General features: G+C 64.7%; 29 protein-coding genes. 12 read left to right on the top strand and 17 right to left on the bottom strand.

Annotation, left to right across the window (positions count from 1 at the left end):
- The 8 genes from Q319_RS0104175 to gmk all read right to left on the bottom strand — a co-directional run.
- The coding region (locus Q319_RS0104175) for a transposase family protein (protein ID WP_162178617.1) at window positions 1-283 on the bottom strand (283 nt) is incomplete at its 3' end.
- An 8-nt stretch (window positions 284-291) separates the two neighbouring features.
- Window positions 292-969, bottom strand: a complete 678-nt coding sequence (locus Q319_RS0104170) for an ABC transporter transmembrane domain-containing protein (protein ID WP_029480741.1) — start codon at window positions 967-969, stop codon at window positions 292-294.
- Between the two features lie 570 nt (window positions 970-1,539).
- Window positions 1,540-2,169, bottom strand: a complete 630-nt coding sequence (locus tag Q319_RS0104165; RefSeq protein ID WP_029480740.1) for a CoA transferase subunit B — start codon at window positions 2,167-2,169, stop codon at window positions 1,540-1,542.
- A 1-nt stretch (window position 2,170) separates the two neighbouring features.
- Window positions 2,171-2,902 carry a CoA transferase subunit A gene (locus Q319_RS0104160; RefSeq protein WP_029480739.1) on the bottom strand — a complete coding sequence of 244 codons (732 nt, stop codon included), beginning with the start codon at window positions 2,900-2,902 and terminating at the stop codon, window positions 2,171-2,173.
- Between the two features lie 100 nt (window positions 2,903-3,002).
- The gene (locus tag Q319_RS0104155) at window positions 3,003-3,683 is read right to left on the bottom strand and encodes a PspA/IM30 family protein (RefSeq protein ID WP_029480738.1); all 681 of its coding nucleotides are present in this window, start codon (window positions 3,681-3,683) and stop codon (window positions 3,003-3,005) included.
- A 208-nt stretch (window positions 3,684-3,891) separates the two neighbouring features.
- Window positions 3,892-4,713, bottom strand: a complete 822-nt coding sequence (locus Q319_RS0104150; RefSeq protein ID WP_051655092.1) for a hypothetical protein — start codon at window positions 4,711-4,713, stop codon at window positions 3,892-3,894.
- A gap of 63 nt (window positions 4,714-4,776) precedes the next feature.
- The gene (locus Q319_RS0104145) at window positions 4,777-5,295 is read right to left on the bottom strand and encodes a macro domain-containing protein (protein ID WP_029480735.1); all 519 of its coding nucleotides are present in this window, start codon (window positions 5,293-5,295) and stop codon (window positions 4,777-4,779) included.
- Window positions 5,296-5,306: 11 nt separating this feature from the next.
- On the bottom strand, window positions 5,307-6,032 hold the full coding sequence (gene gmk, locus Q319_RS0104140; protein WP_029480733.1) for a guanylate kinase: 726 nt from the start codon (window positions 6,030-6,032) through the stop codon (window positions 5,307-5,309).
- 147 nt (window positions 6,033-6,179) lie between these two features.
- Here gmk and Q319_RS0104135 point away from each other — a divergent pair, with 147 nt between their 5' ends.
- Window positions 6,180-7,109: a hypothetical protein gene (locus tag Q319_RS0104135; protein WP_245618963.1), complete on the top strand. Its 930-nt coding sequence runs from the start codon at window positions 6,180-6,182 to the stop codon at window positions 7,107-7,109.
- On the opposite strand, the gene Q319_RS0104130 is transcribed toward Q319_RS0104135, so the two are convergent.
- From Q319_RS0104130 to Q319_RS0104110, 5 genes are read right to left on the bottom strand one after another with little or no spacing between them, the layout of a single operon-like run.
- Complete coding sequence (locus Q319_RS0104130; protein WP_029480730.1) at window positions 7,093-8,958, bottom strand: ABC transporter ATP-binding protein; 1,866 nt, start codon at window positions 8,956-8,958, stop codon at window positions 7,093-7,095. The two genes, Q319_RS0104135 and Q319_RS0104130, sit on opposite strands and share 17 nt — an antisense overlap.
- Before the next feature lie 40 nt (window positions 8,959-8,998).
- Window positions 8,999-9,442 (bottom strand): hypothetical protein, encoded by a 444-nt coding sequence (locus tag Q319_RS0104125; RefSeq protein WP_245618961.1) that lies wholly within the window; start codon window positions 9,440-9,442, stop codon window positions 8,999-9,001.
- On the bottom strand, window positions 9,429-9,806 hold the full coding sequence (locus tag Q319_RS0104120) for an ArsR/SmtB family transcription factor (protein WP_029480728.1): 378 nt from the start codon (window positions 9,804-9,806) through the stop codon (window positions 9,429-9,431). The genes Q319_RS0104125 and Q319_RS0104120 overlap by 14 nt, the downstream gene beginning before the upstream one ends.
- A 23-nt stretch (window positions 9,807-9,829) precedes the next feature.
- On the bottom strand, window positions 9,830-9,967 hold the full coding sequence (locus Q319_RS0104115; protein WP_081845884.1) for a glutaredoxin domain-containing protein: 138 nt from the start codon (window positions 9,965-9,967) through the stop codon (window positions 9,830-9,832).
- Window positions 9,968-9,970: 3 nt separating this feature from the next.
- Window positions 9,971-12,214 (bottom strand): heavy metal translocating P-type ATPase, encoded by a 2,244-nt coding sequence (locus tag Q319_RS0104110; RefSeq protein WP_051655090.1) that lies wholly within the window; start codon window positions 12,212-12,214, stop codon window positions 9,971-9,973.
- Window positions 12,215-12,304: 90 nt separating this feature from the next.
- Here Q319_RS0104110 and Q319_RS0104105 point away from each other — a divergent pair, with 90 nt between their 5' ends.
- The 6 genes from Q319_RS0104105 to pepF all read left to right on the top strand — a co-directional run bounded on the left by Q319_RS0104105 (window position 12,305) and on the right by pepF (window position 17,046).
- A complete protein-coding gene (locus Q319_RS0104105) occupies window positions 12,305-13,012 on the top strand; it encodes a hypothetical protein (protein WP_034413684.1) in 708 nt (235 codons plus the stop codon).
- A 59-nt stretch (window positions 13,013-13,071) separates the two neighbouring features.
- Window positions 13,072-13,584, top strand: coding sequence for a LeuD/DmdB family oxidoreductase small subunit (locus tag Q319_RS0104100; RefSeq protein ID WP_029480722.1), 513 nt, complete (start codon window positions 13,072-13,074; stop codon window positions 13,582-13,584).
- A 23-nt stretch (window positions 13,585-13,607) separates the two neighbouring features.
- Complete coding sequence (locus Q319_RS0104095) at window positions 13,608-13,964, top strand: hypothetical protein (RefSeq protein WP_029480721.1); 357 nt, start codon at window positions 13,608-13,610, stop codon at window positions 13,962-13,964.
- Window positions 13,965-14,013: 49 nt separating this feature from the next.
- Window positions 14,014-14,187 (top strand): lysine biosynthesis protein LysW, encoded by a 174-nt coding sequence (gene lysW, locus Q319_RS0104090; protein WP_029480720.1) that lies wholly within the window; start codon window positions 14,014-14,016, stop codon window positions 14,185-14,187.
- A 78-nt stretch (window positions 14,188-14,265) separates the two neighbouring features.
- A complete protein-coding gene (lysX, locus tag Q319_RS0104085; RefSeq protein ID WP_029480719.1) occupies window positions 14,266-15,132 on the top strand; it encodes a lysine biosynthesis protein LysX in 867 nt (288 codons plus the stop codon).
- Between the two features lie 75 nt (window positions 15,133-15,207).
- A complete protein-coding gene (gene pepF / locus Q319_RS0104080; RefSeq protein ID WP_029480717.1) occupies window positions 15,208-17,046 on the top strand; it encodes an oligoendopeptidase F in 1,839 nt (612 codons plus the stop codon).
- 150 nt (window positions 17,047-17,196) lie between these two features.
- On the opposite strand, the gene Q319_RS0104075 is transcribed toward pepF, so the two are convergent.
- From Q319_RS0104075 to Q319_RS0104065, 3 genes are all read right to left on the bottom strand, one after another.
- Window positions 17,197-17,658, bottom strand: a complete 462-nt coding sequence (locus Q319_RS0104075) for a YbjN domain-containing protein (protein ID WP_029480715.1) — start codon at window positions 17,656-17,658, stop codon at window positions 17,197-17,199.
- A 171-nt stretch (window positions 17,659-17,829) separates the two neighbouring features.
- Complete coding sequence (locus Q319_RS28950) at window positions 17,830-18,174, bottom strand: septal ring lytic transglycosylase RlpA family protein (protein WP_281173824.1); 345 nt, start codon at window positions 18,172-18,174, stop codon at window positions 17,830-17,832.
- A 5-nt stretch (window positions 18,175-18,179) separates the two neighbouring features.
- Window positions 18,180-19,229, bottom strand: a complete 1,050-nt coding sequence (locus Q319_RS0104065; RefSeq protein ID WP_029480711.1) for a M24 family metallopeptidase — start codon at window positions 19,227-19,229, stop codon at window positions 18,180-18,182.
- Between the two features lie 198 nt (window positions 19,230-19,427).
- Between Q319_RS0104065 and sucC the strand changes: the two genes are divergently transcribed.
- From sucC to Q319_RS0104040, 5 genes are all read left to right on the top strand, one after another.
- Window positions 19,428-20,615: an ADP-forming succinate--CoA ligase subunit beta gene (gene sucC, locus Q319_RS0104060; protein WP_029480709.1), complete on the top strand. Its 1,188-nt coding sequence runs from the start codon at window positions 19,428-19,430 to the stop codon at window positions 20,613-20,615.
- Window positions 20,615-21,520 carry a succinate--CoA ligase subunit alpha gene (sucD, locus tag Q319_RS0104055; protein ID WP_029480708.1) on the top strand — a complete coding sequence of 302 codons (906 nt, stop codon included), beginning with the start codon at window positions 20,615-20,617 and terminating at the stop codon, window positions 21,518-21,520. The genes sucC and sucD overlap by 1 nt, the downstream gene beginning before the upstream one ends.
- Before the next feature lie 148 nt (window positions 21,521-21,668).
- Complete coding sequence (locus Q319_RS0104050; protein WP_029480707.1) at window positions 21,669-22,238, top strand: hypothetical protein; 570 nt, start codon at window positions 21,669-21,671, stop codon at window positions 22,236-22,238.
- Window positions 22,239-22,354: 116 nt separating this feature from the next.
- Window positions 22,355-23,092 carry an alpha/beta fold hydrolase gene (locus Q319_RS0104045; RefSeq protein ID WP_342667881.1) on the top strand — a complete coding sequence of 246 codons (738 nt, stop codon included), beginning with the start codon at window positions 22,355-22,357 and terminating at the stop codon, window positions 23,090-23,092.
- Window positions 23,089-23,838, top strand: coding sequence for an alpha/beta fold hydrolase (locus Q319_RS0104040; RefSeq protein WP_029480705.1), 750 nt, complete (start codon window positions 23,089-23,091; stop codon window positions 23,836-23,838). The genes Q319_RS0104045 and Q319_RS0104040 overlap by 4 nt, the downstream gene beginning before the upstream one ends.
- 86 nt (window positions 23,839-23,924) lie before the next feature.
- On the opposite strand, the gene aspS is transcribed toward Q319_RS0104040, so the two are convergent.
- On the bottom strand, window positions 23,925-25,655 hold the full coding sequence (gene aspS, locus Q319_RS0104035) for an aspartate--tRNA ligase (protein ID WP_029480704.1): 1,731 nt from the start codon (window positions 25,653-25,655) through the stop codon (window positions 23,925-23,927).
- Between the last annotated feature and the right edge of the window lie 36 nt (window positions 25,656-25,691).

The raw sequence follows: 25,691 nt of genomic DNA, 5'->3' as shown, positions 1-25,691 counted from the left end.
GGAACGTGTCAGGAGCAACGATCCCAAAAATACGCTCAAACGTATCCTGGCTGGGAATACCGCCTTGCAGCCTCAGAAAACGGCGCAACCACACTTGTCGGTGAACGGCAAAGGTGTGAATCAAGGCGTAGTTCGTTGCCCCACAGATCACCGCCAGAACGCTGATCACCAGAATGTCGCACAGCAAATGTCGAATTCCCCGTGCCTGACGGGGATCATCAAGGGTGGCAAAGGTGGCGGTCAGCGTGATCAGGTCTGCTTGACGAATAATTTTGGATGACACCCACCACCCTACCCTGACTTTGCGGTAGCCCTGAAGCCCTGCATCACCCGGATGCCCGAGAGTCGGTCCGCCACGGTGGCCGAGAGGTCTCCCAGACGGCTGCGGGCCGCGCGGTAGGCCGGGCGCACGGTCTGGTTGTAGCGGGTTAGCAGCAGGGCCACAGCGATCATCGGCAGGACCACCACCGCGCCCAGCAGGGGTTGCAGCGCGATGAAGATGCCGATGACCCCGACGAGGCGCAGCGCGTTGCCCAACACCGTGTTGATGCCGCGCAGCAGCACGTCCTGAATGCCGTCCACATCCGCCGTCACCCGCGCCAGCAGGTCTCCGGTGCGCTGGCCCTCGAAGTACGCCGCCGACTGGCCTGCAAGTTTCTCGTACAGCCTCAGGCGCAGGTCCAGCGTGAGCTGCTGTCCGGCGCGCTCCAGCAGCAGGCCCTGAAAGGCCGAGAGCAGTTGCTGAACGGCATACACGCCCACCAGCAGGGCCAGTTGCCACGCCACGAAGTTCCAGTCGCGCTGCGCCAAGCCCACGTCCACCACCCGGCCCCAGACCAGCGGCGGGTACAACTCAGCCGCGACGCTGCCCACCAGCAGCAACATGCCCAGGCCGATGGTGGCGCGCTGCGGCCACAGCAGGGCGTAAAGACGGCGGATCGTGGAGCGGGGCGGCGGAGTGGGGAGCATGGAACACCTCTGCGGGCACGCTCAGGCTGTTGCCAGAGGCCACGCGGGGCCAGGATACGCGCCGGAGACGGGGCCACTGGTGGGGGGGAGTACAGGTCTGGTCCCAGTTGACCTCGGGTTCGTCGGCCTGAAACTGGAACAGCCCGCACCGAAATTGCCCACCGCGCTCCCCAGGCCCGGAGCCGTTCGGGTATGGATCGCAAGCCTGCTAACTGCCGATCATGACCGCTTTGGTCAGTCCGATGACCAGCCGATGCAGGTTGATACGGACTGCGTTTGTAACGCGGTAGAAATCGGGACAGCTCCGATCACTACACCCCACGCCCGGAGAGATGTTGTTCACCTCTTCGATCTCGCCATGAATCTGGGTGATGCAGAGATCTCTCTCATAAAAGTGATAAGACCGATAAACACGGCGTTTTTAGCTTCTCCCTCCTTGCGGGGGAGGCTGGGAGGGGGGAACCGCAGACGCCGTCCCAGCGCAGCCAGAGAAAAATGACAACTTGCGAAAATCAGCGTAAAGCCAAACATGAGAGACTTGTCTGCATTACCAAGCCCATTAGACGGGTCCTAACCCTGAATCTGCGCGCCCGTCTTTTCCTGCATGTCTCCCAGCGTAACGCCCGGCGCGAGTTCCACCAGCTTCAAACCCTCGGCAGTTACGTCCAGCACGCCCAGATCGGTGATGATCCGGTCCACCACGGCCACGCCGGTCAGCGGCAGGTTGCAGTCCTGCAAAATCTTGTGGGCGTCGCCCTTCGCGGTGTGTTCCATCAGCACCACCACACGCTGCACCCCGGCCACCAGATCCATCGCGCCGCCCATGCCCTTGACCATCTTGCCGGGAATCATCCAGTTGGCCAGATCGCCCGTCTCGCTCACCTGCATGGCCCCCAGGATGGCGAGGTTGACGTGCCCGCCCCGGATCATGGCAAAGCTGTCGGCGCTGGAGAAAAAGCTCGCGCCCGGCAGCGCCGTCACCGTCTGTTTGCCCGCGTTGATCAGGTCCGGGTCCACCTCGTCTTCGGTGGGAAAGGGACCGATGCCCAGCAGGCCGTTTTCGGATTGCAGCATCACCGATACGCCATCCGGGATGTGGTTGGCCACCAGCGTGGGCAGGCCGATGCCCAGGTTCACATAAAAGCCGTCCTGCAATTCCTGGGCGGCGCGGGCCGCCATCTGGTCACGGTTCCAGGGCATCTTAACTCTCCTCTCCGGCGGCGGACGGGGCTGGAGCGCTTTGCCGGACCGTCCGCTGCTCGATGCGTTTCTCAGGTGTGGCATTCAGGACTATTCGCTGCACATAAATGCCCGGCGTGTCGATGCTATCGGGATCGAGCTGGCCGACTTCCACGATTTCCTCCACCTCGGCCACCGTCACCCGCCCACACGTCGCCACCACCGGATTGAAGTTCTGCGCCGTCTTGCGGTAGACCAGATTGCCGCTCTTATCCGCCTTCCACGCCTTGACCAGACTGACATCCGCCACGACGGCGCGTTCCAGGATGTAGCGTTCGCCGTCAAACTCCTTTTCTTCCTTGCCCTCGGCCACCACCGTCCCCACACCTGTCTTGGTGTAAAAGCCGGGAATCCCCGCTCCACCCGCGCGCATCCGTTCGGCCAGCGTGCCCTGCGGCGTGAATTCCAGCTCCAGTTCACCGGCCAGATACTGCCGCTCGAATTCCTTGTTCTCGCCCACATAGCTGCTGATCATCTTGCTGATCTGCCGCGTGCCCAGCAGCAGGCCCAGGCCAAAGCCGTCCACGCCCGCGTTGTTGCTCACGGCGGTCAGGTTTTTCACGCCGCTGTCGCGCAGGGCCAGGATCAGCGCCTCGGGAATACCGCACAGGCCAAAACCCCCCACCGCCACGGTCTGCCCGTCGGCCACCACATCACAGAGCGCCTCGGCAGCGCTGGGAAACACTTTATTCATGTGCCGCCAGTCTAGCGGCCCGGCGTTACGGCGGGGTCACGCGCCACGAAAAACTCCCCCGCCAGTGATCAGCAGGGGAGAGGTGAGCGGAGTTGCGGGTTTAGCTCTTGGGTCCCGAATCGCCCTGAACCTTGGCCTTCAGCGCGGCCATCGCGTCGTCGATGTCGCGGTCCCGGCCCAGGTCCTTGAGTTGCGCGTCGATGTCGTTGTCAGTTCGCAACTCGGTCATGGCCTTGTTGCGGTCTTCCATGCCCGACACGCGCTGCTCCATTTCCTCGAAGGCGTCCATCGCGCCCCCGGCCTTGTTGAAGCCCGTGGCGCGGTCCAGGGTCTCGCTGGCCTGGGCCGTTTTCTGGCGGGCCGCCAGCAGCGACTTCTTGGACTCCATCTCGTCGATCTTGGCTTCCAGCGCCCGCAGTTGGGTCTTGAGCTGATCCACGGTGCTGGCCTGCGTGGCGCGCTGCTCGTCGAAACCCGCCGCCAGATCCTTGGAGTTCTGGGCGCGGCGCAGGGCTTCGCGGGCCAGCTCCTCGTTGCCGCCGCGCAGGGCTTCCTCGGCCTTTTTGCCGTACTCGTCGGCCAGACGGCGGTTGGTGCCGGCCTCGCGTTCCAGCTTGGCGTTCTGGCTCATGGCGTCGGCCACTTCACTGCGGGCCTCGCCGTAGGCGGCCCGCATGTCGCGCAGGGCCTGTTCGATGATCTTGCCAGGGTCCTCGGCCTTGCTGATCATGTCGTTGACGTTGGAGCGCAGCAGTCGGGACAGTCGGTCAAGTATGCTCATGGGTGGGTCCTCCTTGGAGTGTGGACAACGCCCCTCAGTCCAGCGGGCGATTGCAGCTATGATTACGCACTTCGCGCCCGCCGGGTTGCACCTACCTGTGTTATGAGCCGGACACTAAGACCGTCTGAAGGCTTTTCGGGGCCGTCTGGGAGAAAGCAGCGGAGGCGGGAACCGTGTCCAGCACGCCCGCCTCCCTTTTCATCTGAACCTAGAAAACGATGGGCCGCAGGCCGATGCTGTCCGCGCCGCAGGCCACGGTCAAATTGGTCCCGGCGGGGGTGACGGTGCAGCCCAGCGAACGCAGACCGTCCAGCGGAAAGATCAGGTTGGTGCCGTCGGTGGCGGGCGCGAGGGGCAGTTCCACCGTGCCGTTGCTGGTCTGCGCGGCCTTGCGGCCCACCGTGACAGTCAGCACCGAGCCGTCCTCGGTGGTCAGGCGGTAGTTGCCGCCGCCCTGGCTGGTCACGCCCACCACTCCGGCCAGATCGCGGCCCAGCACGTAGGGCTGCCCCTTGATGACGCCTGCCGGTGTAGCAGGTCTGGCAGCGGCGGGAACAGCTTTGGCCTGCGCGGCGTCCACCACCACCAGACTTTCCTTGTCGTTCAGCGCGCTGAGCAGCACGAAGGCCCCCAGCGGTCCGCCTGCTTTCTGGCTGACCAGCAGGGTGCTGGCCTTGCCGCTGGTCTTCCAGCTTCCCGCCGTGCGCCCGCTGAGTTTGCCCGCGATCAATGGGCGCAGCGAGGCCACGCCGCCCGGCACGTACAGGCACACCGCGCGCGGGCTGAGCTTCAGGGTAGCCGGGCAACTGATGATCTGCCCCTTCACGGCGGCGCTGACCTCAACGGCAATTGCACTGGCCGCTTCGGTGGTGGCAGTGGACGACGCGGCGGGTTTAGGGGCGGGCGCAGCGGTCTGCGCGGAGGCAGCCCCCGCCAGCAGGACGCCGAGGCTCAGGGCCGCGCTGAGGAGCAGCGCCCGCGCGGGGGTTTGCCGGGAGGACAGGTGGGGCAGATTGGGGTGCAGGGACATATGGCCGCATCCTAAGCGCCGCGCATGAGCGTGGACTTTGAGGCGGCTGACTGCGCGGCCAGCCTATCCCGTCAGCCGTGCCAGCGCCCGCTGAAAGACATGCAGGCTGCCCACGTCGTACAGCACCATGCGGACCTCCAGCTCTGGATGCCCGCTCAGGAATTCCAGAATCGTCGCCAGGGCCACGGGCGCGGCTTTCTCGGCTGGATACCCGTAAACCCCCGTGCTGAGGGCGGGAAAGGCGACACACGCGCAGCCATTCTCCACCGCCAGTTCCAGGCTGCGGCGGTAGGCCCCGGCCAGCAGTTCGGCCTCACCACTCCCGCCGCCGCGCCAGATCGGGCCGACGGCATGAATGACGTACTGCACGCCGCGTTCTTCCAGCTCAAATGCTGGGGTGATCACGGCAGTTCCGGTAGGCGTGCCGCCGATCCTGCGAATGGCGCGCAGCAACCCTGGTCCGGCGGCGCGGTGGATCACGCCGTCCACACCCCCACCACCCATCAGTTCCTTATTCGCGGCAGTCACGAGGGCGGCGCAGTCCTGCACGGCGATGTCGCCCTGAACGATCTCAAGTGGCATGTCTCCCCCTTTTAAGAATCCACGACGCGCTGCAAGTGTGCTGCGTCCAGCCCCTCACTTCTCACGGCCTGTGCCGCCGTTACCGCCGCCCGTTCTTCCTCCGTCCACTGCTCAGGAGGCACCTGCGCGGCACGTTCGGCACGCTGCACGGCCAGCAATTCCTCCACGGCGCGGTCCAGATCGTCGTTCACGATCACGTAGCGGAAGGCGTGGGCCTCCTGAATCTCCTCGCGGGCGCGGCGCAGCCTCTTCTCGACGCGCTCGGGGGTCTCGGTGGCGCGGCCCTCCAGACGGCGGCGCAGCTCGGTCAGGCTGGGCGGCATGATGAAGACCAGCACGGCCTCAGCGCCCATGCGGGCCTTGACCTGCATGGCCCCCTCGACCTCGATTTCCAGCACCACGTCCTGCCCGCGTGCCAGCGCGGCCTCGATGGGTTCGATGGGCGTGCCGTAGCGGTTGCCCACGAAGGCGGCGTGTTCCAGAAAGCCGCCCGCTCTGGCCTTGCTGTCAAAGACTTCCGGCGGCACGAACACGTAGTCCACGCCATGCCGTTCCCCGGCCCTGGCTTCGCGGGTGGTCCACGACGTGCTGTAGAACACGTCCTGCCCGGCCAGCCAGCGTTCGCGCAGGGTGCCCTTGCCGACGCCGGACGCGCCCGTGATCACGATCAGCAGACCCCGGCGGGCGGTGGAATGTTCGGTGGAAAGTGTGGAAGGTTCGGCCTGATCGAGCGTCATTGCCCTCCAGAATACCCGCAAGGCGCACTTCCGGGAAAGAGGGAGGGTCTGTCCGGGGGCCGTGGGAACGGTCTGCCCCCGCCGGGTGTGACCGCAAAGGGAAGCCGCGCCCGTATCCGGGCTGCCTGTTCGTGCCTAAACTGGAGGGTGTCTCTGCGCCTGCCCGTCCGTCTGCTGGCCCCGCTGCTGTGCGTGCTGGCGCTGGTGGGCTGTACGCCGCTGTACGTGATCCATCCGGCCCGCACCCCGGCCCTGAACCTGAACGGTCCGCCGCCGGACGTGGTGATCTTTGCCATGTCGGGCCGCTGCGCGCCGCCCTGTCTGGCCCCGCGCGACAACTGGGATTACCTGGGATCGCGCGGCACGCTGGACCGGCTGGCCGACGTGTTCACAGCGACGGGCTACCGTACCCAGGTCTCGGGCTACGCCAGCAACGCCGCCGCCACGTTTTCCTCCGAGTACATCGGCGGTCCCCAGCGCGGCTACGAAGCGCTTCGTTCGGATTTCGAGCAGGTCAAAAACACCTGGATGAAGTCGGCGAAACCGCCCCGGCTGGTGCTGCTGGGCCACTCGCAGGGATCGGTGTGGCTGCACCACCTGAGCCGCGTCAATCCGGGGGTGCCGGTTGCCCTGCAAGTCGATCTGGACGGTATCTGTGTGGCCTGGAAATCTGACTTCGGGGCCGGAATCCGCGCGCTGGGAGACGCCTACGGTGCCGAGCCGTCCCCGATGCACGCCTGCGACGCCTTCTCGGTGGCCGGGCGCACGGTGGGGGTCAAGGACATCGTCTGGCCCAATGTCGCCCGCGATCTGGAGGTGCAGAGCAAACGCCTGCCCGCCCGCCCCGGCGTCAGCGGCGGCTGGCCGGTCAACTACCTGTTCGAGCTGACGCCCAATGTGCGCCTGGACGGCACCCGCACGGGCACCGAGCGTTTCATCTCCTCGCGCGAGGACCACAGCGCCATCTCGTTTCCCAACAGCGACGCGCTGGCCTGGGTGGCGGGCAAGGCCGCCGCCATCGCCGGGGAGTGGAAGGCGGAGGATGCCCGCCAGGACAGGACTAAGCCGGGTCGCTGACCGTTTCCGTTTTCGCCGCTCCATAGCCCCGCGCCTGCAAGTTGTAGAGAGAGGCGTACTGCCCGCCGCGCGCCATCAGTTCCGCATGGCTTCCTGACTCCACGATCACGCCGCCCTCCAGCACCACGATCTGATCGGCCAGCCGCACGGTGGAAAAGCGGTGCGAGATCAGCAGCGTGATGCGGTCCGTGGTCTGCGAGCGCAATGCCTCAATCGTTTCCGATTCTGCGCGGGCGTCCAGCGCCGCCGTCGGCTCGTCGAAGACCAGCACCGAGGCGTCGCGGAAGTACAGCCGCGCCAGCGCCAGCCGCTGCCACTGCCCGCCCGACAGTTGCCGTCCGCCCTGAAACAGCCGGCCCAGCGGCGTGTCCAGCCCTTCCGGCAGATCGTCCACGAACTCGGCTCCGGCCCGCTGCACGGCACTTTCCACAACGCCCTCCTCCGCGAGCCGCGCCACCTCGGCCAGGGCGACATTCTCGCGGGCGCTCATCTGGTACTGGCCGAAATCCTGAAAGATGATGCTCATCTGCTTTTGCACGCTGCGCGGGCTGAACAGGGCGGCGTCCATGCCGTTCAGCAAAATGGTGCCGCTGCTCGGCTCGAACAACTGCGTGAGCAGCTTGACCAGGGTGGTCTTGCCCGCGCCGTTCTCGCCCACCAGCGCCAGCGCCTGCCCGCGCCGCACGGTGAAATTCACGCCGCGCAGCACGTCCCGCTCGGTCAGCGGATAGCGGAACCCCACGTCCTTGAATTCAATGGTGTCGATTGGCCCGGCCCAGACCTCCCCGGCGTCCAGATCGCGGCTGGGCAGCTCCAGAAAGCCGAAGAGGTTTCGCATGTACAGCAGGTTCTGGTAAATCCCGCTGACGCCGTTGAGAAGGTTGCTCACGGTGGCCTGCACCTGCGCGATGCCCAGCACGAAAATGGAAAAGTCCCCGACGCTGATCTGCCCGTCCGCCGCCCGCCGCAGAATCAGCGCGCTCGCCAGACCAATCAATAGTGCAGAGGCCAGCGCCGCGCCGAAGCCCCACGCCGAGCGGCGGCGCACCAGATCTTCGAGCGTCTTGCGGAAGCCCAGGTAATAGCTGCGCCAGCGCTCCAGCAGGTGGCCCTCGAAGCCGAAGAGGCGCACTTCCTTGACCAGCGTGTCCGAGGTCAGCAGGCTGCCCAGATAGTTCTGCACGCGGGCATCGTGGGTCTGGCGGCGCAGCATCTGGTAGCCCTGGATGCCGAAACGGTTGCTGACGATCACCCCTGGCACGCTTGCCAGCAGCACCAGCGGCAGCACCCACACGCCCAGCCGGGCCATCAATGCGCCCACCGAAATCAGGGTGACGGCGGCCCCGGCCAGCCCCACCAGTTGCGTCGCCACCCCCAGTGGACGCGAACCCACCTCGCGGTAGGCCTGTTGCAGGCGGTCATAGGTTTCGGCATTCTCGAAAGCGTCCACGCTCAAGCCCGACGCCTTGTCCAGAATCCGGCGGCTGACACTGTGCTGCAAACTGTCACCCAGCAATTGCTGTGAGGCCGTGCCCACCGTACTCAGCAGGCTGCCGAACACGCCCAGGGCCACCTGAATCGCCAGCAGGGTCAGCAGCGCCGTGTAGGTCACGCCGCCGCCCGCCGCCTGCGCCACCTCGTCCAGAAGCAGCTTGCCCACATACAGGTTGGCGGCAGGCAGGGCGCTGGCGATCAATGTCGTGGCCGCGTAGGTCAGGCTGTGCCGCCTGCTGGCCCGCCACACCAGCCCCAGCGTGTCGGCCAGATCACGCAGGCGGTGCGAGAGGGGCAGATTGTCACTCTGAATTGGAGTTTTTGGAGCTGTATCGAATCTGGGTGGCCGGGTCATTCGCGCCGAGTCTGCCGCAATTCCGTTGTGCTGAAGGTAATTAGGGCCGTCCGCTCAGCGTGATCAGCGTCGTGTCGCCTTCCTGATTCGCCAGATACTGAATTTCCGGCACGCCCGCGCGGCCCAGGAACGCCGAATAATTGCCCGGCCCAATCGGCTCGTCAGTGATCTGGAGGTAGCCGCCCGCCTTCATGGCCGGGAGCAGGGCGCGCGGTTGCCAGCCCTGTACGCGGTACTGTTCCACCCGCGTATCGCCAGAGCGCACCTCTGCCCGGTAACTCTCGCTCTGCGGGCATTCAGGCTCAAAGCCAGACGAAAGCGGTGCCACACCGTTCCAGAGCGTCCCCGCCTGTTCGATGCAGTACAGCGGCCCCCGTGCCTGAATTTGCCGCGCCAGCCAGCCGCCCGCGAAGACACCGAGCAAGACGAACGCAGCCAGAAATGCGCCCAGCCTGAGCCACTGTCCAGTTCTACTCCCTGGCATGGTCAAGCGCGCTCTCGATCAGCAGGGTGACGTGGTGATCCAGCAAGCGGTAATACGCCACGCGGCCCACCTTGCGGAAGGCCACCACGCGTCCCGCCCGCAGCAGCCGGAGCTGGTGGCTCACGGCACTTTCCGACAGGCCCACCACCGCCGCCAGATCGCAGACGCACAGCTCGCGGGTGTTCAGGGCGCTCAGGATTCTCAGCCGCGTGGGATCGGCCACCAGCTTCAGAAAGGCGCTGGCCGTCTCGACATCCTGGCCGCCCGGCAGGGCTGCGCGGGCCTGCGCCACCGCCTCTGGATGAACGCAATTGACCTCGCAGACCGCCTCCTGATCTGCACGTTCTTGAGAGGCAATTATCATTTCCCCAGTGTAGCCCAGCACGCTCATGGATTCCCCGCCAGCGCTGCCGCATCCTCGCGCACGTTCTTCTCGGTGAAGGCGGCCCCCTGGCTGGTCAACAGCCGCCCCACCGCCTCGCAATCGGCGCAGTTGGGCACGGTGTAGACCGTGATTTCCAGCATGGCTTAAACGCTCCCGGACGCGGGCAGGCCAGACGGCGTTGAGGCTTTTTTGACCGTGCCGCCCTTCCACCCCAGCAGCCGCAGCGCGTTCGCCGTGACAATCGCCGTCGCCCCGGTGTCGGCCAGAATCGCCATCCACAGGTTGGTGTAGCCCAGCAGCGTCGTGACTAAAAAGATGGCCTTAAGGCCCAGCGCGAAGGCGATATTCCACTTGATGTTGGTCATGGTGTCGCGCGACAGTTGCACCAGATCGGCCACGTCGCCCACCCGCTCGCGCAGCAGGGCCGCGTCCGCTGTTTCCAGCGCCACGTCGGTGCCGCCGCCCATCGCGATGCCCACATCCGCCTGCGCCAGCGCGGGGGCGTCGTTGATGCCGTCGCCCACCATCGCCACGCCGCCGTGTGCCCGAAGTTCAGCGATGATTCTGAGCTTGTCCTCGGGCAGCAGTTCGGCCTGCACGTCCAGCCCCAGCCCGGCGGCAATGGCCCGGCCCGTGCGGGCATTGTCGCCGGTCAGCATGACCGTGTTCACCCCCATCGTTTTCAGGCGGGCAATGGCCTCGCGGGCGTCCTCACGCGGTTCATCGCGGATGGCAATGACGCCCAGCACCTCTTCCGCACTGTGCAGCACCACTGCTGTCTTGCCCTCTTCCTCCAGCGCAGTCAGCCTGGTCAGCAGGTCAGGAGTCACGCTCAAGGTGCTGCCTGCGTGTTTGGGCGAGCTGATAAAGAGGCTGCGCCCCTCCACCATCGCCGTGACGCCTTTCCCGGCGATGGCTTTTGCGTCCTGTGAGGCAGGAGCGATGACGTTCATCTTTTTGGCCTGATTTGTAATGGCTTGCGCCAGCGGATGGGAGCTGCCCGCTTCCACCGCCGCAGCCAGCCGCAGGACTTCATTCTCGGACACGCCCGCGCCCAGCACATCCGTGACGCGCGGCTTGCCCTCGGTCAGCGTGCCGGTCTTGTCGAAGGCCACCGTCTTGACCGTGCCAATCGTTTCCAGCGCCGCGCCGCCCTTGATCAGCAGCCCGCGCCGCGTGCCCGCGCTGATGCCGCTGGTAATGGCCGCAGGCACGCTCAGCACCAGCGCGCAGGGGCAACCGATCAGCAGCAGCGTGATGCCCTTGTACAGCCACGGATACCACTCCCCGCCGAACAACAGCGGCGGCACCACGGCCACCAGCGCCGAAACCAGCACCACCCCCGGCGTGTAGGAGCGGCTGAAGCGGTCAATAAAGCGCGCAGTGGCGGCCTTGCTACCCTCGGCTTCCTCCACCAGATGGATAATGCGGGCAATGGTGTTGTCGCTGGCCTCCCGGTCCACCACAACGCTCAGCACGCCGTCCGTGTTGATGCTGCCCGCGAATACACTGTCGCCCACGGTCTTGGTGACGGGCATGCTCTCGCCGGTCACTGGGCTGTCGTCCAGGCTGGAGGTTCCTGCCGTGATGGTGCCGTCTGCCGGAACCCGTCCGCCGGGGCGCACCTGCACGGTCTGCCCGATCTGGAGCGAGTCGGCGGGAACCTCGCGCGTTCCGTTGCCCTCCACCAGCAAAGCCGTCTTGGGGGCCAGCGCCGCCAGCGCCTGAATTCCGGCCCGCGCCCGCCCTGCCGCCACGCCTTCCAGCAGCTCCCCAACGGCGAAGAAGAACACCACGACTGCGCCCTCTGCCGCCTCTCCAATGGCAACTGCGCCGATGGCGGCCAGCGAGACCAGCATGTTGATCGAAAACGGATCGCCCAGCCGCGCGCTGGCCCACGCCTGCTTCGCCAGCGGCCACACGCCCAGCACGGTGGCCGCGACATAGCCGTACACCGAATACTGCGGCGCAACAAAGCCCATCGCCCAGGCCAGTGCCAGCAGCACGCCCGAGAAGATCACCAGTTTGCCCTGCCTGCCCGCGTACCACGCCGTCCCGGCAGGCAGCACCTCGTGAACGTGTCCGGCGTGATCGTGCCCGTCGCCGTCATGATCCGCGTGGGCGGAGGCGGCCCTGCTCTGCGCCGTTTGCTGCAACGTGGGCGTGTACCCCAGCGCCAGCAGGTTCTTCTCCAGTACAGTGCGCGGCGTCTGCGTCTCGTCCAGTTCCAGCCTCAATGTCTGTCTGGCAAAACTGGTCTTGACGGCTCCTGTACCGGGCAACCGATTGACCATCCCCTCAACTTTCTGTACGCAGGTGGCGCAGTCCATGCCATCCACGAAATACACCAGGGGCGCGGCACCGGACGTTGGGGAAGAGGAAGTCATGGACGCCAGTATATATGAATGACCGCTCAGATGTTGTGGATCAGCAGGACACCGCAGAGGGGGCAGGCAGATTGAAGTAGCCTCAGGTTCATGCCCGCCGCCAACTACCTGCGCTCCATCTGCGTGATTCCTGTGGCCCCTGGCGCGGACATCCACGATCATGCGCTGTGGGAGCGGGTGTTCAGCGGCTGGCGCTTCATACCCCTGAGGAATGCCGACGGTTCGCTCACGGACCACGGCGAGGCCGTCATCGATCTGGTGATCGCCCATGACCGTGCCGAGGTCCGGGCGGGGGCGCTGGTCCTGCTGTCGTGGCCGCAGGCGGGCGAGAGCCTGCCCGGTCTGGTCAACACCCTCGACGGCGGCAGATTCGTGGTGGTGCGCGTGTTCGGCATCCACCTGACCGAGGTGCAGGACCGCACCGAACGCCTGACCGAGCGGCTGCTCCGGGAGAAGGCATTCGCTTTTTCCGCCGGAACCCGCGTGACCCTGGCCCTGAGCGTGGACGGCGTGCGAACGAACCTGACCAGTGGGCACATCCATACGTCTAGGCGCGGGGCCTGGAGCGGCTTTTACCAGGCAAACAAATACGTCCTGATCGTGATGCTGGTGGTGTTCGTGCTGTCCCTCGCGGTGATGCTGTTCATCACGCCGCAGCGCCCGTACACCACGCTGGGCAAGTTCTACGAGCTGTCGGGCCGGGTGCTGTCCGCTGTCCTGTTCAACATCGTCCTGCTGGGTTCCCAGTTTCTTTTTTACCTGCGCCACCGCAATGTGATCGACTGGGAAAAGCCGTAGCCCTGCCTCCACTTAGACCTTTATTTCCCCATGTCCCTGCCGCGCGCCATACTTCCCCCATGCCCCGCGTCTGGAAATTTGGCGACAGCGTGAACACCGACGACATCCTGCCCGGCAAGTTCGCGCCGTTCATGGCTGGCGAGGACGTGTTCCAGACATTCGCCTTCCACTACACCCGCCCCGAATTTGCCGCCCAGGTGCGGCCCGGTGACCTCCTGATCGGCGGGCGCAACTGGGGCCTGGGCAGCAGCCGCGAGTACGCCCCGCAGGCCCTCAAGAAGCTGCAAATCGGGGCCATCGTCGCCCCCAGCTTCGCGCGCATCCACTACCGCAACCTGCTGAATCTGGGCATCCCCGCCTTCGAGGCCGATCTGACCGGCGTGCTGGAGGACGGGGAAGAGGTCACGCTGGACATCGACACGGGGGTTCTGACCCACCCGCGCGGCACCGTGCAGCTTCCGCCCCCGCCCGAATTCCTGCGTGAGGCACTGGCGGAAGGCAGCATCCTGGCCTTCTTCAAGAAGCACGGACGCTTTCCGGGCGAGAAGCCCACTTCAGACCAGACCCCGTAACCAGACCCCGTAAACTGTGCCTTATGGCTACGCTAGAAATTGAATGCCCCGTCTGCGGCGAGGTGCTGGAACTGAGCGATCAGGACCGCGCCGAATTGCATCCGGGCGACGTGATCGTGTGCGACTCGTGCAGCGCCGAGATGGAAGTGACCCGCAACGGCGGCGGCGAGGACTTCGAGCTGGAACTGCTGGGCATCCTGACCACCTGCCCCAACTGCGGTGAGGAATTCGAGGTCACCGAGGACATGCTCGCCACCGCCCCGGTCGTGCAGGCCAGCGACGGTTCCGAGGTCAGTATCGTGGGCTGTCCGCACTGTCAGGCGGCGATTGAGCTGGAGTTCGAGGACGAGCCGGACAGTGATCCTCTGTCTAGCCAATAGCATCCGAAAAGCTTGAGACACCTTAACCTGTCAAACGAGAGGAGAAAATATGACTGCCATTCAATTTGAAAACCCGGATACGGGCGCACCCATCGAACTGAACAACCCCGAACTGGGCGAACTGGTGATCGACGACGAGACGGGCGTGGAATACGAAGTGGTTTCGGTGGACCCCCCCCGCCTGGCCGCCGCCCCGCAGGAAGCCGAGGACTGGGGAGAGTAGGCCACGTTCAGTGTCGGGCGGTCAGAGCAGTGTTGCGCTGACCGCCCTCTGCTGAGAGGCTCTCTCCCTGCTTTTGCTATGGCCGAACTCGCCGTTCTGTATGACCGCATCCGCCCCGACGAGAAAATGCTTTTTGAGGCGCTGGACGCCCTGGGCACGCCCTACGACAAGGTCTACGTTCCCCACCTGAAACTGACCTTCGACGACGCGGGCGCAGCCGCCGTGCCGTGGAAGGTGGCCATCGAGCGCTGTGTCAGCCAGACGCGCGGCCATGCGGTGACCCGCGCGCTGGAAGGCTTCGGTGTGCAGGTGATCAACCCCGGCCACGTCATCGAACTGTGCGGCGACAAGCTGGCGACGAATGCCCGCCTGTACGCCGCCGGCCTGCCCACACCGCGCACCGGAGTCAGCTTCGACGGCGACGCCGCGCTGGAACAGATCGAATCTCTGGGTTATCCGCTGGTTCTCAAGCCCACCGTCGGGTCCTGGGGCCGCATGGTCAGCAAGCTCAATGACCGCGATGCTGCCGAGGCCGTGATTGAACACAAGGAAGTGCTGGGCGGCTCGCAGCACGGCATCTTCTATGTGCAGGAGCTGATTCACAAGCCCGAACGTGACATCCGCGCCTTCGTGATCGGCGGCGAGTGCATCGGCGCGATCTACCGCACCTCTGAACACTGGATCACCAACACGGCGCGCGGCGCGAAGGCCAGCAACTGCGAGGTCACGCCCGAAATTGCGAACCTCGCTGTGCGGTCTGCCGCCGCCGTGGACGGCAGAATCGTAGCTATTGATCTGGTGGAAGATCCGCAGCGCCAGAACGAGTGGGGCGGCCTGCTGGTCATCGAGATCAACCACACCATGGAATTCAAGAACAGCGTGTCCACCACGGGCGTGGACATTCCCCGCCGGATGGGCGAGTACGCGATTGGATTGCTGGGTTAGAGTCCCGAACACCTCAAGGCTTTAGCCTCTTTGCCATGCTGACTTTTCCATCCCGGATGCTCTAGCCTCGGGGGCATGACAGCATCACAATCCAGCGGCCCACAGTCCAGTGGCCAGTCCCGCCCCCTTCCCGCCCGCGCCGACGTGCCGCGTGAGCAGACCTGGGACATCGAGGCGCTATTTGCCACGCCGGGGGCCTGGGAAGCCGAGGCTGGGGCGCTGCCGGGGTCCATCGACGCCCTGGCCGCCTACGCCGGCCAACTGAACACCCCCGAGTCCCTGCTGACCTATCTGAAGGTTGCTGACGACGTGGAGCTGCGTCTGAGCCGTTTCTTTTCCTACGCCAGCATGGGTGCCAGTGTGGACGGCCACGACGCCGAAGCTGCCGCCCGCCGGGACCGCGCCAGCAGCATTGCCGCCCGCTACGGCAGCGTGTCGGCCTTCTTCCGCCCCGAACTGCTGGCGCTGGACGAAGGCATGGTATCTGGTTGGCTGGAGCGGCCCGACTTTGCCGATCAGCGCGTGCGTTTAGAGCGCATTCTCCGCAACCGCCCCCACGTCCGCAGCGCCGAAGTGGAGGAACTGCTGGGCGCGGTGGCCGCTCCATTCGCCTCCGAGCGCGGCATTCACCCGGCGCTGGCGAACATGGACCTGCGCTTCGGGACGGCTGGTGATGTGCAAGTCACGCAGGGCAACGTGGACAGTTTGGTCAGCGGCCCGGACCGTGAGGTCAGGCGCGAAGCCTGGGAAAACTATGCCGACGCCCATCTGGCCGCCCGCCACTCACAGGCCGCGATGTACGCCACCAACGTGCGCCAGAGCGTTTTCCTGGCCCGCGCCCGCAATTACCCGGATGCCATCACCGCCTCGCTGGCCCCGGACCGCATTCCCACCGAAGTCGTGACCACGCTTCTGGACACCTACCGCGCCAACACTCCCATCTGGCACCGCTACTGGCGGGTTCGTCGCGACTGGCTGGGATTGACGGAGCTGCGCGAGTACGACGTGAAAGCCTCCCTGGTGCCGCCCCGCAAGGTGGAGTACGCGCAGGCTGTGGACTGGATCGCCGAGGGTATGGCCCCGCTGGGCGAGGATTATGTCAAGGATATGCGTTTCGGCCTCACGGAAGACCGCTGGACCGATTATGCCGAGAACGACGGCAAACGCCAGGGCGCATACAGCAACGGCGGCGGGCGGGTCAAGCCGTTCATCTTCATGACCTGGAACGGTACGCTGGGCAGCTATAGCACCCTGGCCCACGAGATCGGCCACTCGATGCACTCGCTGCTGTCCATGCGCGAACACGCGTATTCGGTGCCGCGCTATACGCTTTTCCATGCTGAAGTCGCCAGTAACTTCAATCAGGCGATGGTCCGCCAGCATCTGCTCAAGCAGGCCCGCGCTGCCGGGGACACCACGCTGGAAATTGCCCTCATCGAGGAGGCGCTGGGCAACTTCCACCGCTACTTTTTCATCATGCCCACGCTGGCGGCCTTTGAGTTGGAGTGTTACCGCCGCATCGAGGCCGGGGGAACCCTCAGCGCCCCCGATCTGAACACCCTAACCGCTGATCTACTCTCACAGGGCTACGGGGACGGCGTGACGATGGACCGTGAGCGCAGCGGCATCCTGTGGGCGCAGTTCTCCACACACCTCTACGCCAACTTCTATGCCTATCAGTACGCCACCGGAATAAGCGCGGCGCACCAGCTCCTCGAACAGTTTGGCGAGGATGAGGAGGCTGCCCGCGAGAATTATCTGCGTTTCCTGAAATCCGGCGGCAGTCTCGATCCCATCGACGCGCTGAAGGAGGCCGGGGTGGACATGCTCAGCCCCAAACCCGTGGAGGCCACCTTCCGCACGCTTGAGCAGTACGTGGACCGCCTGGAAGAGTTGCTGGCAGAACGGCAGTAAAGAATTGAAGCTGGGGACTCGTGGATTCAGGACCACGAGTCTCCCCTTTATTTATAGGGGGCAAAAATTTCACGAATAAGATTCATCGTGAATCTTTTCACTTACTGTAGATCAAAGAGAGGCGGGGATCAACCCGCCCACTCCATCAGCTCAGGCCTGAGGCTGCTGCAACTGCGGTCCGGGGACGAAGCCTTCGAGGGTGGCGTAATCGTCCTGGAAGTGCATCAACACGCCGCCAAACAGCGTATCGAAGGTTTCCTGGGGCATCTCGGCCAGGGTGGGGTAGAAGCCCACGTATTCCAGCCAGACGTTGCCGTCGGCGTCGATGCTGCGGGCAAAGGCGCGTTCGCGGTTGCGGTCGTTGAGCATGTTGACCACTTCTTCACGGCGTTCGGTGTAGGTCTTCTGGGTCACGCAGGTGACTTCCAGGCGCGAGGTGTTGTTGGGGCCGTCGTTGACGCTGACCAGCACGGCGGCGTCGCCCATCTCGAAGCGCCAGCCCATGCGCAGGAAGCGCTGGCCGTTGTTCTCTTCCATATCGAGCTGGACTTCCTTTTCCTTCAGGTACTTCGCCAGCGTGTCCAGGGTCAGCAGTGCCGTTTCCATCGTCATTAAAACCATCTCCTTGAGGGGGTAAGCTTCACTCTACAGAGCTTCACTCTACAAAATCGTGGTCCGCAGTTGTGGTGTACAGTCGCGGTGTCATTTCAAGCCCGAACGATTCTAACACCCGCCGCCCTAGAGGAACCTTGAACCCGGGTGCAAAGCGCGGGGGGTGTGCCTTCAGGGTCTGGACAGAATCCGCAGGGACACGGGCGCGACGCCCTGGCTCAGGATGCCCAGCGAGGCGGCGGCGGCGCGCGACAGATCGATGATGCGCCGCGAATTGCCGAACGGCCCCCGGTCATTGATCATCACGTCCACGCTGCGGCCCGTGCCGGAATGCGTTACCCGGACCCAGGTGCCGAAGGGCAGACTGCGGTGTGCGGCGGTCATGACTGTGCCACGCGCCGCCCGCCCGCCGTAATAAACGGCTGAGCCGCTCTGAAACACGGCAGAGGAGGCGCTGGCCGTCTCCAGATCCACGCCGCCAAGAGGGGAGAGGATCAGCGTCAGAGCCAGAGCCACCTGTCTCAAACCGTTTCCTTCGGCGCGTGGCTCAGCACTTCGTGGCCGTCTGCCGTGACCAGCAGCAGGTCCTCGATTCGCACGCCGCCCACGTCCGGCAGGTACGCGCCGGGTTCGATGGTAATCACCATGCCCGCCTCCAGCACGTCCTCACTTGTTCCGCGCAGCCCCGGCCCCTCATGGACCTCCAGGCCGACGCCGTGGCCCAGCGAGTGCGTGAACGCCTCGCCCAGCCCATGACGGGTCAGGATGTCGCGCGCAATCTTGTCCAGATCGGCGGCCCGTACGCCCGGTTTCACCGCAGCGATTGCGGCTTCCTTCGCCTCCAGCACCGCGTTGTAGACCCGCCGCATCTCATCAGGGGGGTGACCCACGGCGACTGTGCGCGTCATGTCGCTGTTGTAACCGTTCAGATACGCGCCCATGTCCACTGTGACCAGTTCGCCGTCCTCGATCACCCGCGCGGAGGCATGTCCATGCGGCATGGCCCCGCGTGGCCCGCTCGCCACGATCACGCCGAAGGCACTCCCGGCTCCGGCTTTCCGCAACCGCGTCTCAATCTCCAGCGCGATGTCCAGTTCCCGCGCTCCAGCGACGATCAGGGGCCGGACCTCGGCGAAGACCCCATCGGCCAGGTCCTGCGCCGCCCGGATCGCCGCGATCTCGTCCGCCGTCTTGATCTGCCGCAGACCCTGGATCAGTCCGCGCAACGGCACCAGCTCGGCGTCCGGCCAGTGTTCCCTCAGGTCTTCCAGGCCCGCCACGGTCAGGCTGTCGGCCTCGAATCCAACCCTCTGCCCCCCGACACTTTCCGCAGCGTGTTTAAAGGTTTCCGGGGGCCGGGCGATGAACTGCGGCAGACCCGATTCCTCACGCGCCTGTACGGTGTAGCGGGCGTCGGTGTACAGCGTGGCCGTGTCCGGCGTGACCAGCACCTTGCCGTCCCCAGGTGACGTGAAACCTGTCAGCACCCGCACGTTGGCCGGGTGGCTGACCCACAACCCCGTGACACCCGCGTCTCTCATCGCGTCTCTCAACTGTTCCAGTCGGCTCATTAATCAAGACGCTAACACCTTGGCCGCCGTCCGTTCGTGCTACCGCCTCCCCCTGTCCCCGTTCAGGAGACAACCCGCCGTTAAGGTTTCGCCCGTGAAAGTGCGCGTCAATCTGACAGGACGCTTATACTCCTCTATCGGGACAACACCAGATTTTTGAGTACAGGCCCACCCAGGCCGCCCCAAGGAGGGAGAAACGTGAAACTTCACGAATATCAGGGCAAGGAAATCCTGCGCCAGTTCGGCGTCAACGTGCAGGAAGGTCGAATCGCCAAGACCCCTGACGAGGTTCGTCAGATCGCGCGTGATTACGGCGACGCTGTGGTCGTCAAGGCCCAGGTCCATGTCGGCGGACGCGGCAAGGCGGGCGGCGTCAAGTTCAGCCCCACCCCCGACAAGGCCTACGAGAACGGCGAGAAGATCCTGGGCATGGACATCAAGGGCCTGACTGTCAACAAGGTGCTGGTGACCAAGGCCGTGGACATTGACGCGGGCGTCGAGTACTACATCGGCATGATCGTGGACCGCAACGTCCAGAGCTTCACCCTGATGGCCTCCGCCGAGGGCGGCGTGGACATCGAAGAGGTGGCCGCTGAGACCCCCGAGAAGATCGTGCATTACCGCGTCGACCCCATTACCGGCCTGCGCCCCTACGAGGCGCGCGACGTGGCGATTCGGGCGGGCTTTAAGGGCAACCTGAACAAGATCGCCGACATGATGGTCAAGCTCAGCCAGGCTGCGCTGGCGCGCGACGCCGTGCTGGTCGAGATCAACCCGCTGTTCGTGGACGCCTCGGGCACCCCGCTGGCGCTGGACACCAAGTTCGAGATTGACGACAACGCCATGTACCGCCACAAGGATCTGGCCGACTGGCGCGAGATGGAAGCCGAACATCCCCTGGAAATCGAGGCCAGCAAGTACGGCTTTGCCTACGTCAAGCTCGACGATGGCAACGTGGGCGTGCTGGGCAACGGCGCAGGCATCGTGATGACCTCGCTGGACGTGGTCAACCGCGCCGGGGCCAAGCCTGCCAACTTTCTGGATATTGGCGGCGGTGCCAAGGCCGAGATCGTCTACAACGCGGTCAAGCTGGTTTCCAAGGACACCGACGTCAAGGCGATCTTCATCAACATTTTCGGCGGCATCACCCGCGCCGATGAAGTCGCGAAGGGCGTGATTCAGGCCCTCCAGGACGGCATTCTGACCAAGCCCGTCCGCATGCGGATCGCGGGCACGGCAGAGGAAGAAGCCAAGGCGCTGCTGGCCGAGGTCAACAGCCCCCTGATCCAGATGTACCCCAACATGTTCGATGCTGCCGCCGAAGCCGCCAAGGAAGCCAACGCCGCCTCAGCCGCTGCATCGGGCAAAACTGTGGAGAACAAGTAATGGGCATTCTCGTTAACAAAGACAGCAAGGTCATCGTTCAGGGCATGACCGGACGCGAGGGCGCAAGCCACAGCCGCGCCATGAAGGAATTCGGCACCCAGGTCGTCGCAGGCGTGACCCCCGGCAAGGGCGGCATGGACTTCGAGGGCTGGCCGATCTACAACTCGGTGGCGGAAGCCAAGGAAGCGACGGGCGCGAACGTTTCCATCATCTTCGTGCCCCCCGCCGGAGCTGCCGACGCTGTGCTGGAAGCAGCGCACGCGGGCATCCCGCTGGTGATTCTGATTACCGAGGGCGTACCCACGGTGGACATGATGCGGGCCGTGCAGGAAGTCAAGATGCTGGATGCCCAGAGCCGCGAAAGCGGTGGTGAGGGCGTGCGCCTGATCGGCGGCAACTGCCCTGGTCTGGTGACCAACGGCGAGGCCAAGGTGGGCATCATGCCCAACAAGATCTACACCAAGCCCGGACGCATCGGCCTGATCAGCCGCAGCGGCACCCTGACCTATGAGGCGGCCAAGCTGCTGAACGACGCCGGAATGGGCACGTCCACCACGGTGGGCATCGGCGGCGATCCCGTGATCGGCACCACCTTCGCCGACGTGCTGCCCATGTTCGAGGCCGACGAAGGCACCGATGCCATCGTGGTCATCGGTGAAATCGGCGGCGCGGATGAGGAAGCCGCCGCCGAGTACATCAAGCACAACATGAAAAAGCCCGTCGTGGCTTTTATCAGCGGACGCAGCGCCCCGGCAGGCAAGCGCATGGGCCACGCTGGAGCCATCATCATGGGCAACGTTGGAACTCCCGAGAGCAAGCTGGCCGCTTTCGCGGACGCCAACGTGCCAGTGGCAGACACCATGCCCGAGATCATCGATCTGGTCAAGGCGGCGCTGAGCAAGTAATTTCAACCTTTCCAAGAGACTGCCGATTCGCTGGCAGTCTCTTTCTTGTTTTACCGACACGTCTTGCCTGACGTGATGCCTTCAACCAGGGCAATTGACGGAATGATGGAGTCACGTCCAGATCAGCCGCACGGCATACACTGGACCCATGAATACCCGCTTCCTGCTGTCTCTGGCGCTGGCCCTGACCGTGGCCCCGGCGTCGGCCCTGACCGTCACGGGCACAGTGCAGGGCAACGTGACCCCGGAGTCGCGTCTCGGCGGCTTCGCGGTCACGCCGTTCGGGCAGCCCGTGCAGGAACTGGTCAGCGCGCCTCTGGACGGCGGAAGTTTCCGGCTTGACATTCCTGCCGCCGCGCCGCCCGCCCGCGCTCAGGCGGTGCTGACCGCCCAGAATGTGTCGTGGCCCGGTGTGATCGATCCCGTGCAGATCAGCGCCGCCGCGCAGGCAGGCGAACTGAAGTTCTTCGTGTACCGCGATCAGAACGGCAATGCCCGTCACGACGACAACGAGGTCCTGCGGGAGGTCAGTCCGATGGTGGGAAAATCGCCACTGTTCGTTCCCTGGGTCAGTGTCGACGTCACTGTGAGCGCAAACAAGGGCTATCAGGTGGCCCTCAAGAAAGGCTGGAACGCCTTTCTGGTGGACGTGGGGCGCACCGTCAATGTGCGGACCTATCCCGACGGCACAGCAGTCCTGCTTCCAGTAGGCCGGTAACTACGAGAACATAAATTTCACGATCTAGAATCATCGTGAATAGATTCACTTACTTAGTATTTTCGTAGAGCTGATCTAACTCAACCCTTCAGGATCGGCGCGCTATGCTGCCCGGCGTGTCCAGCGGTGTCTACGAACGTTCAGGAGTAAAGATGCATTACCGCGTCTCGGGAGAGGGGCCACCGATGGTGCTGGTGCATGGGCTGAGCGGCTCCGGGCGCTGGTGGCGCAGGAATCTCAAGGCCCTGACCCAACGGCACCGGGTTTACGCCCTGGATCTTTCGGGCTACGGTTTGTCTCGCCGCCAACGTGCCCTGTCCGTGCGTGAAAGTGCGGCCCTGATCGCCGACTGGCTGGACGCCGAGGACTTGCAGAACATCACCCTGATCGGCCACTCGATGGGCGGCCACATCTGTATCCGGCTGGCAGCGGGCCATCCGCAGCGCGTGCAGAATCTGGTGCTGGTGTGCGCCAGCGGCCTGCTGAAAGCCAGCGCCTACCGCACCGCCCTGAATCTGCCGCGCGCGCTGATCACCGGGCGCAAACGCTTTGTGCCGCGCATCCTGACCGACGCCCTGCTGGCCGGGCCGCTGAACCTGTGGCGCAACGCCAGCGATCTGCTTAAAGACAGCGTGCAGGACTGCCTTCCCATGATCAGGTCCAGAACCCTGGTGGTCTGGGGCGAGGACGACGCCCTGGTGCCCCTGGCGCTGGGTGAGATGCTGAGCCGCTCGATTGCCGGAGCGCAACTGGAGATCATTCCCCACGCCGGGCATGTGGTCATGGTGGACGCGCCAGAGGCGTTCAACGCCGCCGTGCTGAATTTTGTCGATGGTCCGCAGGCTGCCGGGTGAGTCAGGGACACGCGCTGTATCTGGATGTCGACGGCCTGTCCACCCACGCCTGGGTGCGTGGCAGTGGGCCGCCACTGGTGATCGTGCCGGGCCTGGGCTGCGCCTCGTGGATGTACGTGCGCGTCTCGCGTGAGCTGGCGCGCAGCCGCACGGTCTATGTCTATGATCCGCCCGGCCACGGCTACAGCCAGGGGATGCGCCATCTGCCGGACTGCATCGAGCAACTCACCGATCATCTGGCGGGCTGGCTGGAGGTGGCGGGACTGAAGGGCGCACCCATTTTCGGCCACTCCCTGGGGGGAGAGGTGGCCTTTGATCTGGCCGCCCGCTACCCGGCACATGTGGGCGCACTGATCGCCTGCGCCCCCACCGGCATTCCCGAGAATCCCAGCGTGTTTGCCCAGCTCGTCCGGCTGCTCGTCGACCTGCCCCGCGAGAGGCTGGGCCTGCTCATTCCCGGCCTGCGCGCCTACGCCCACTGCGGTGTGCGCCGGATGCTCAAGCTGGCCCAGGATCAGGACCATCACTACACTGGACCCCTGCTTCCGCAGATCGAGGTGCCGACCCTGTTGATCGACGGAACCTCCGATCCGGTGATCCGCCTGTGGACGCTGGAGGCCATCCGCGAGGCCATCCCCTCCGCCTACTTCTGCGAAATCAAGGGCGGAACACACGCCCTAACCGACGTCTTTCCGCGCACAGTGGCCCGCTATACCCTGGACTTTCTGAAGGCGGTCAATCAATAGAGCATAAAACTTTCACGATATAAGCTTATCGTGAAAAGATTCACTAGATATTCAGAAGAATGAGGAGGCAAGTGCCTCCCCGTTCTTTACTCCTGTACCAGAGCCAATCCCACCTCGGCCATCTGCGCCGGCGAAACAGGGGAGGGGGCCAGGGCCATCAGGTCCGCGCCACGGTTGTTCTTGGGGAAAGCGATGACCTCGCGGATGCTGCTGGCTCCGGCCATGACCATCACCAGACGGTCAAACCCCCAGGCGATGCCGCCATGCGGAGGCGTGCCGGATTCCAGCGCGCTCAGGAAGAAGCCGAACTGCCGCCGGGCTTCTTCGGGGGTAAAGCCGATGGCCGCGAACATCTGCTCCTGCACCACCGGATCGTGAATACGCACGCTGCCGCCGCCGATCTCGAAGCCGTTGAGGACCAGATCGTAGGCCTGCGCGCGAATCTCGCCCTGACGTTCGGTGCCGAAGAGGGCCACATCGTCGGGGTGCGGGGCGGTGAAAGGGTGGTGCATGTAGGTCCAGCTCGCGCTGTCCTCGTCGTATTCCAGTTGGGGAAAATCGGTGACCCAGGACACGTGGAACTGTGGACCATCCGCCGCCAGACCAAACAGATCGCGCAGGCTCAGGCGAACTGCGCCCAGCGCCGTGACCGCCCGCTTCCACTCGCCCGCTGCAAAGAGCAGCGTGCCGCCGTCCTGCACGCCCGTTTTCTCCAGCAGCGCCGCTGTTTGATCGCCGAGGAACTTGCTGATACCCCCGGTAAGTCCTTCCCCGTTTCGCTTGGCCCAGGCCAGACCTTTCGCACCATTCTGTTTGGCTACCCGCTCCAGCTCGTCAATCTGCTTGCGGGTCAATTCCGATGCGGCCAGAACCTTGACCGTCTGGGCGCTGGCGAAAGCAGCAAATTCACCGCCCGCAAACAATTCGGTCACGTCCGCGAACTCCATTCCAAAGCGCAGATCGGGCTTGTCGGAGCCGTAGCGGTCCATCGCGTTCTGGTAGTTCAGGCGAGGAAAGGGGATAGGCAGGTCCACGTCCAGCACGGTCTTGAAAACGTGCGACAGCAGGCGTTCCTGAAGTTCCAGCACGTCCTCCTGATCCACGAAGGACATCTCCATATCGAGCTGCGTGAAGTCCGGCTGGCGGTCTGCGCGCAGGTCCTCGTCACGGAAGCAACGGGCGAGCTGGTAATAGCGGTCAAACCCGGCGATCATCAGCAGTTGCTTGAACAGTTGCGGACTCTGCGGCAGGGCGTAGAACTCGCCAGGATTCAGGCGGCTGGGCACCAGAAAATCCCGCGCGCCCTCCGGGGTGGACTTGGTGAGCATGGGGGTTTCGACGGCCACGAAACCCTCTGCGTCCAGAAAGGCCGTGACCGCCGCCGTCGCCTTGCTGCGGAGCATCAGGGAGCGCTGCATTTCAGGGCGGCGCAGGTCCAGATAACGGTACTTGAGGCGGATGTCCTCGGCCACGTCCGCACCCTTTTCCAGCTCGAAGGGCGGCGTTTTGGCCGTATTCAAGACCTTCACACGCGAGGCGATCACTTCGTAATCCGCCGCGCCGCCCTTGCGCTGGCTTTCGGGGCGCAGTTGATAGAGGCCCTCCACCTCGGCCACGTACTCGGCGCGCAGGCGATCCGCCTCGGCAAAGGCTGGGGAATCCGGCTCCACCTGCACCTGGACCAGACCGCTGCGGTCCCGCAGTTCCAGGAAAATCAGGCCGCCCAGATCACGGCGGCGGTTGATCCAGCCCTGCAAGGTGACGGTCTGAGCGGCGTGGGTGGGGGAGAGGTGGCCGATCATGGCGGTGCGTTTCATGGGGACTCCTGGGGAGGTTGATGGTTAAAGGGTGAT

This window comes from Deinococcus marmoris DSM 12784 (assembly GCF_000701405.1).
Taxonomy (GTDB): Bacteria; Deinococcota; Deinococci; order Deinococcales; family Deinococcaceae; genus Deinococcus; species Deinococcus marmoris.
Note: the sequence above shows the minus strand (reverse complement) of the source record. Positions and strands in the feature narration are given on the sequence as shown.

What these genes read in the sequence shown, in the direction of transcription:
- sucD (WP_029480708.1), top strand. Translation starts at nt 20,615, where the DNA reads ATGGGCATTCTCGTTAACAAAGACAGCAAGGTCATCGTTCAGGGCATG.
- Q319_RS0104165 (WP_029480740.1), bottom strand. Translation starts at nt 2,169, where the DNA reads ATGCCCTGGAACCGTGACCAGATGGCGGCCCGCGCCGCCCAGGAATTG.
- Q319_RS0104110 (WP_051655090.1), bottom strand. Translation starts at nt 12,214, where the DNA reads ATGACTTCCTCTTCCCCAACGTCCGGTGCCGCGCCCCTGGTGTATTTC.
- Q319_RS0104105 (WP_034413684.1), top strand. Translation starts at nt 12,305, where the DNA reads ATGCCCGCCGCCAACTACCTGCGCTCCATCTGCGTGATTCCTGTGGCC.
- Q319_RS0104115 (WP_081845884.1), bottom strand. Translation starts at nt 9,967, where the DNA reads ATGCTGGAAATCACGGTCTACACCGTGCCCAACTGCGCCGATTGCGAG.
- Q319_RS0104155 (WP_029480738.1), bottom strand. Translation starts at nt 3,683, where the DNA reads ATGAGCATACTTGACCGACTGTCCCGACTGCTGCGCTCCAACGTCAAC.
- Q319_RS0104095 (WP_029480721.1), top strand. Translation starts at nt 13,608, where the DNA reads ATGGCTACGCTAGAAATTGAATGCCCCGTCTGCGGCGAGGTGCTGGAA.
- Q319_RS0104050 (WP_029480707.1), top strand. Translation starts at nt 21,669, where the DNA reads ATGAATACCCGCTTCCTGCTGTCTCTGGCGCTGGCCCTGACCGTGGCC.
- Q319_RS0104145 (WP_029480735.1), bottom strand. Translation starts at nt 5,295, where the DNA reads ATGCCACTTGAGATCGTTCAGGGCGACATCGCCGTGCAGGACTGCGCC.
- Q319_RS0104100 (WP_029480722.1), top strand. Translation starts at nt 13,072, where the DNA reads ATGCCCCGCGTCTGGAAATTTGGCGACAGCGTGAACACCGACGACATC.
- aspS (WP_029480704.1), bottom strand. Translation starts at nt 25,655, where the DNA reads ATGAAACGCACCGCCATGATCGGCCACCTCTCCCCCACCCACGCCGCT.
- Q319_RS0104150 (WP_051655092.1), bottom strand. Translation starts at nt 4,713, where the DNA reads ATGTCCCTGCACCCCAATCTGCCCCACCTGTCCTCCCGGCAAACCCCC.
- Q319_RS0104170 (WP_029480741.1), bottom strand. Translation starts at nt 969, where the DNA reads ATGCTCCCCACTCCGCCGCCCCGCTCCACGATCCGCCGTCTTTACGCC.
- lysW (WP_029480720.1), top strand. Translation starts at nt 14,014, where the DNA reads ATGACTGCCATTCAATTTGAAAACCCGGATACGGGCGCACCCATCGAA.
- pepF (WP_029480717.1), top strand. Translation starts at nt 15,208, where the DNA reads ATGACAGCATCACAATCCAGCGGCCCACAGTCCAGTGGCCAGTCCCGC.
- Q319_RS0104125 (WP_245618961.1), bottom strand. Translation starts at nt 9,442, where the DNA reads ATGCCAGGGAGTAGAACTGGACAGTGGCTCAGGCTGGGCGCATTTCTG.
- Q319_RS0104160 (WP_029480739.1), bottom strand. Translation starts at nt 2,902, where the DNA reads ATGAATAAAGTGTTTCCCAGCGCTGCCGAGGCGCTCTGTGATGTGGTG.
- Q319_RS0104065 (WP_029480711.1), bottom strand. Translation starts at nt 19,229, where the DNA reads ATGAGCCGACTGGAACAGTTGAGAGACGCGATGAGAGACGCGGGTGTC.
- Q319_RS0104130 (WP_029480730.1), bottom strand. Translation starts at nt 8,958, where the DNA reads ATGACCCGGCCACCCAGATTCGATACAGCTCCAAAAACTCCAATTCAG.
- Q319_RS0104075 (WP_029480715.1), bottom strand. Translation starts at nt 17,658, where the DNA reads ATGACGATGGAAACGGCACTGCTGACCCTGGACACGCTGGCGAAGTAC.
- gmk (WP_029480733.1), bottom strand. Translation starts at nt 6,032, where the DNA reads ATGACGCTCGATCAGGCCGAACCTTCCACACTTTCCACCGAACATTCC.
- lysX (WP_029480719.1), top strand. Translation starts at nt 14,266, where the DNA reads ATGGCCGAACTCGCCGTTCTGTATGACCGCATCCGCCCCGACGAGAAA.
- Q319_RS0104120 (WP_029480728.1), bottom strand. Translation starts at nt 9,806, where the DNA reads ATGATAATTGCCTCTCAAGAACGTGCAGATCAGGAGGCGGTCTGCGAG.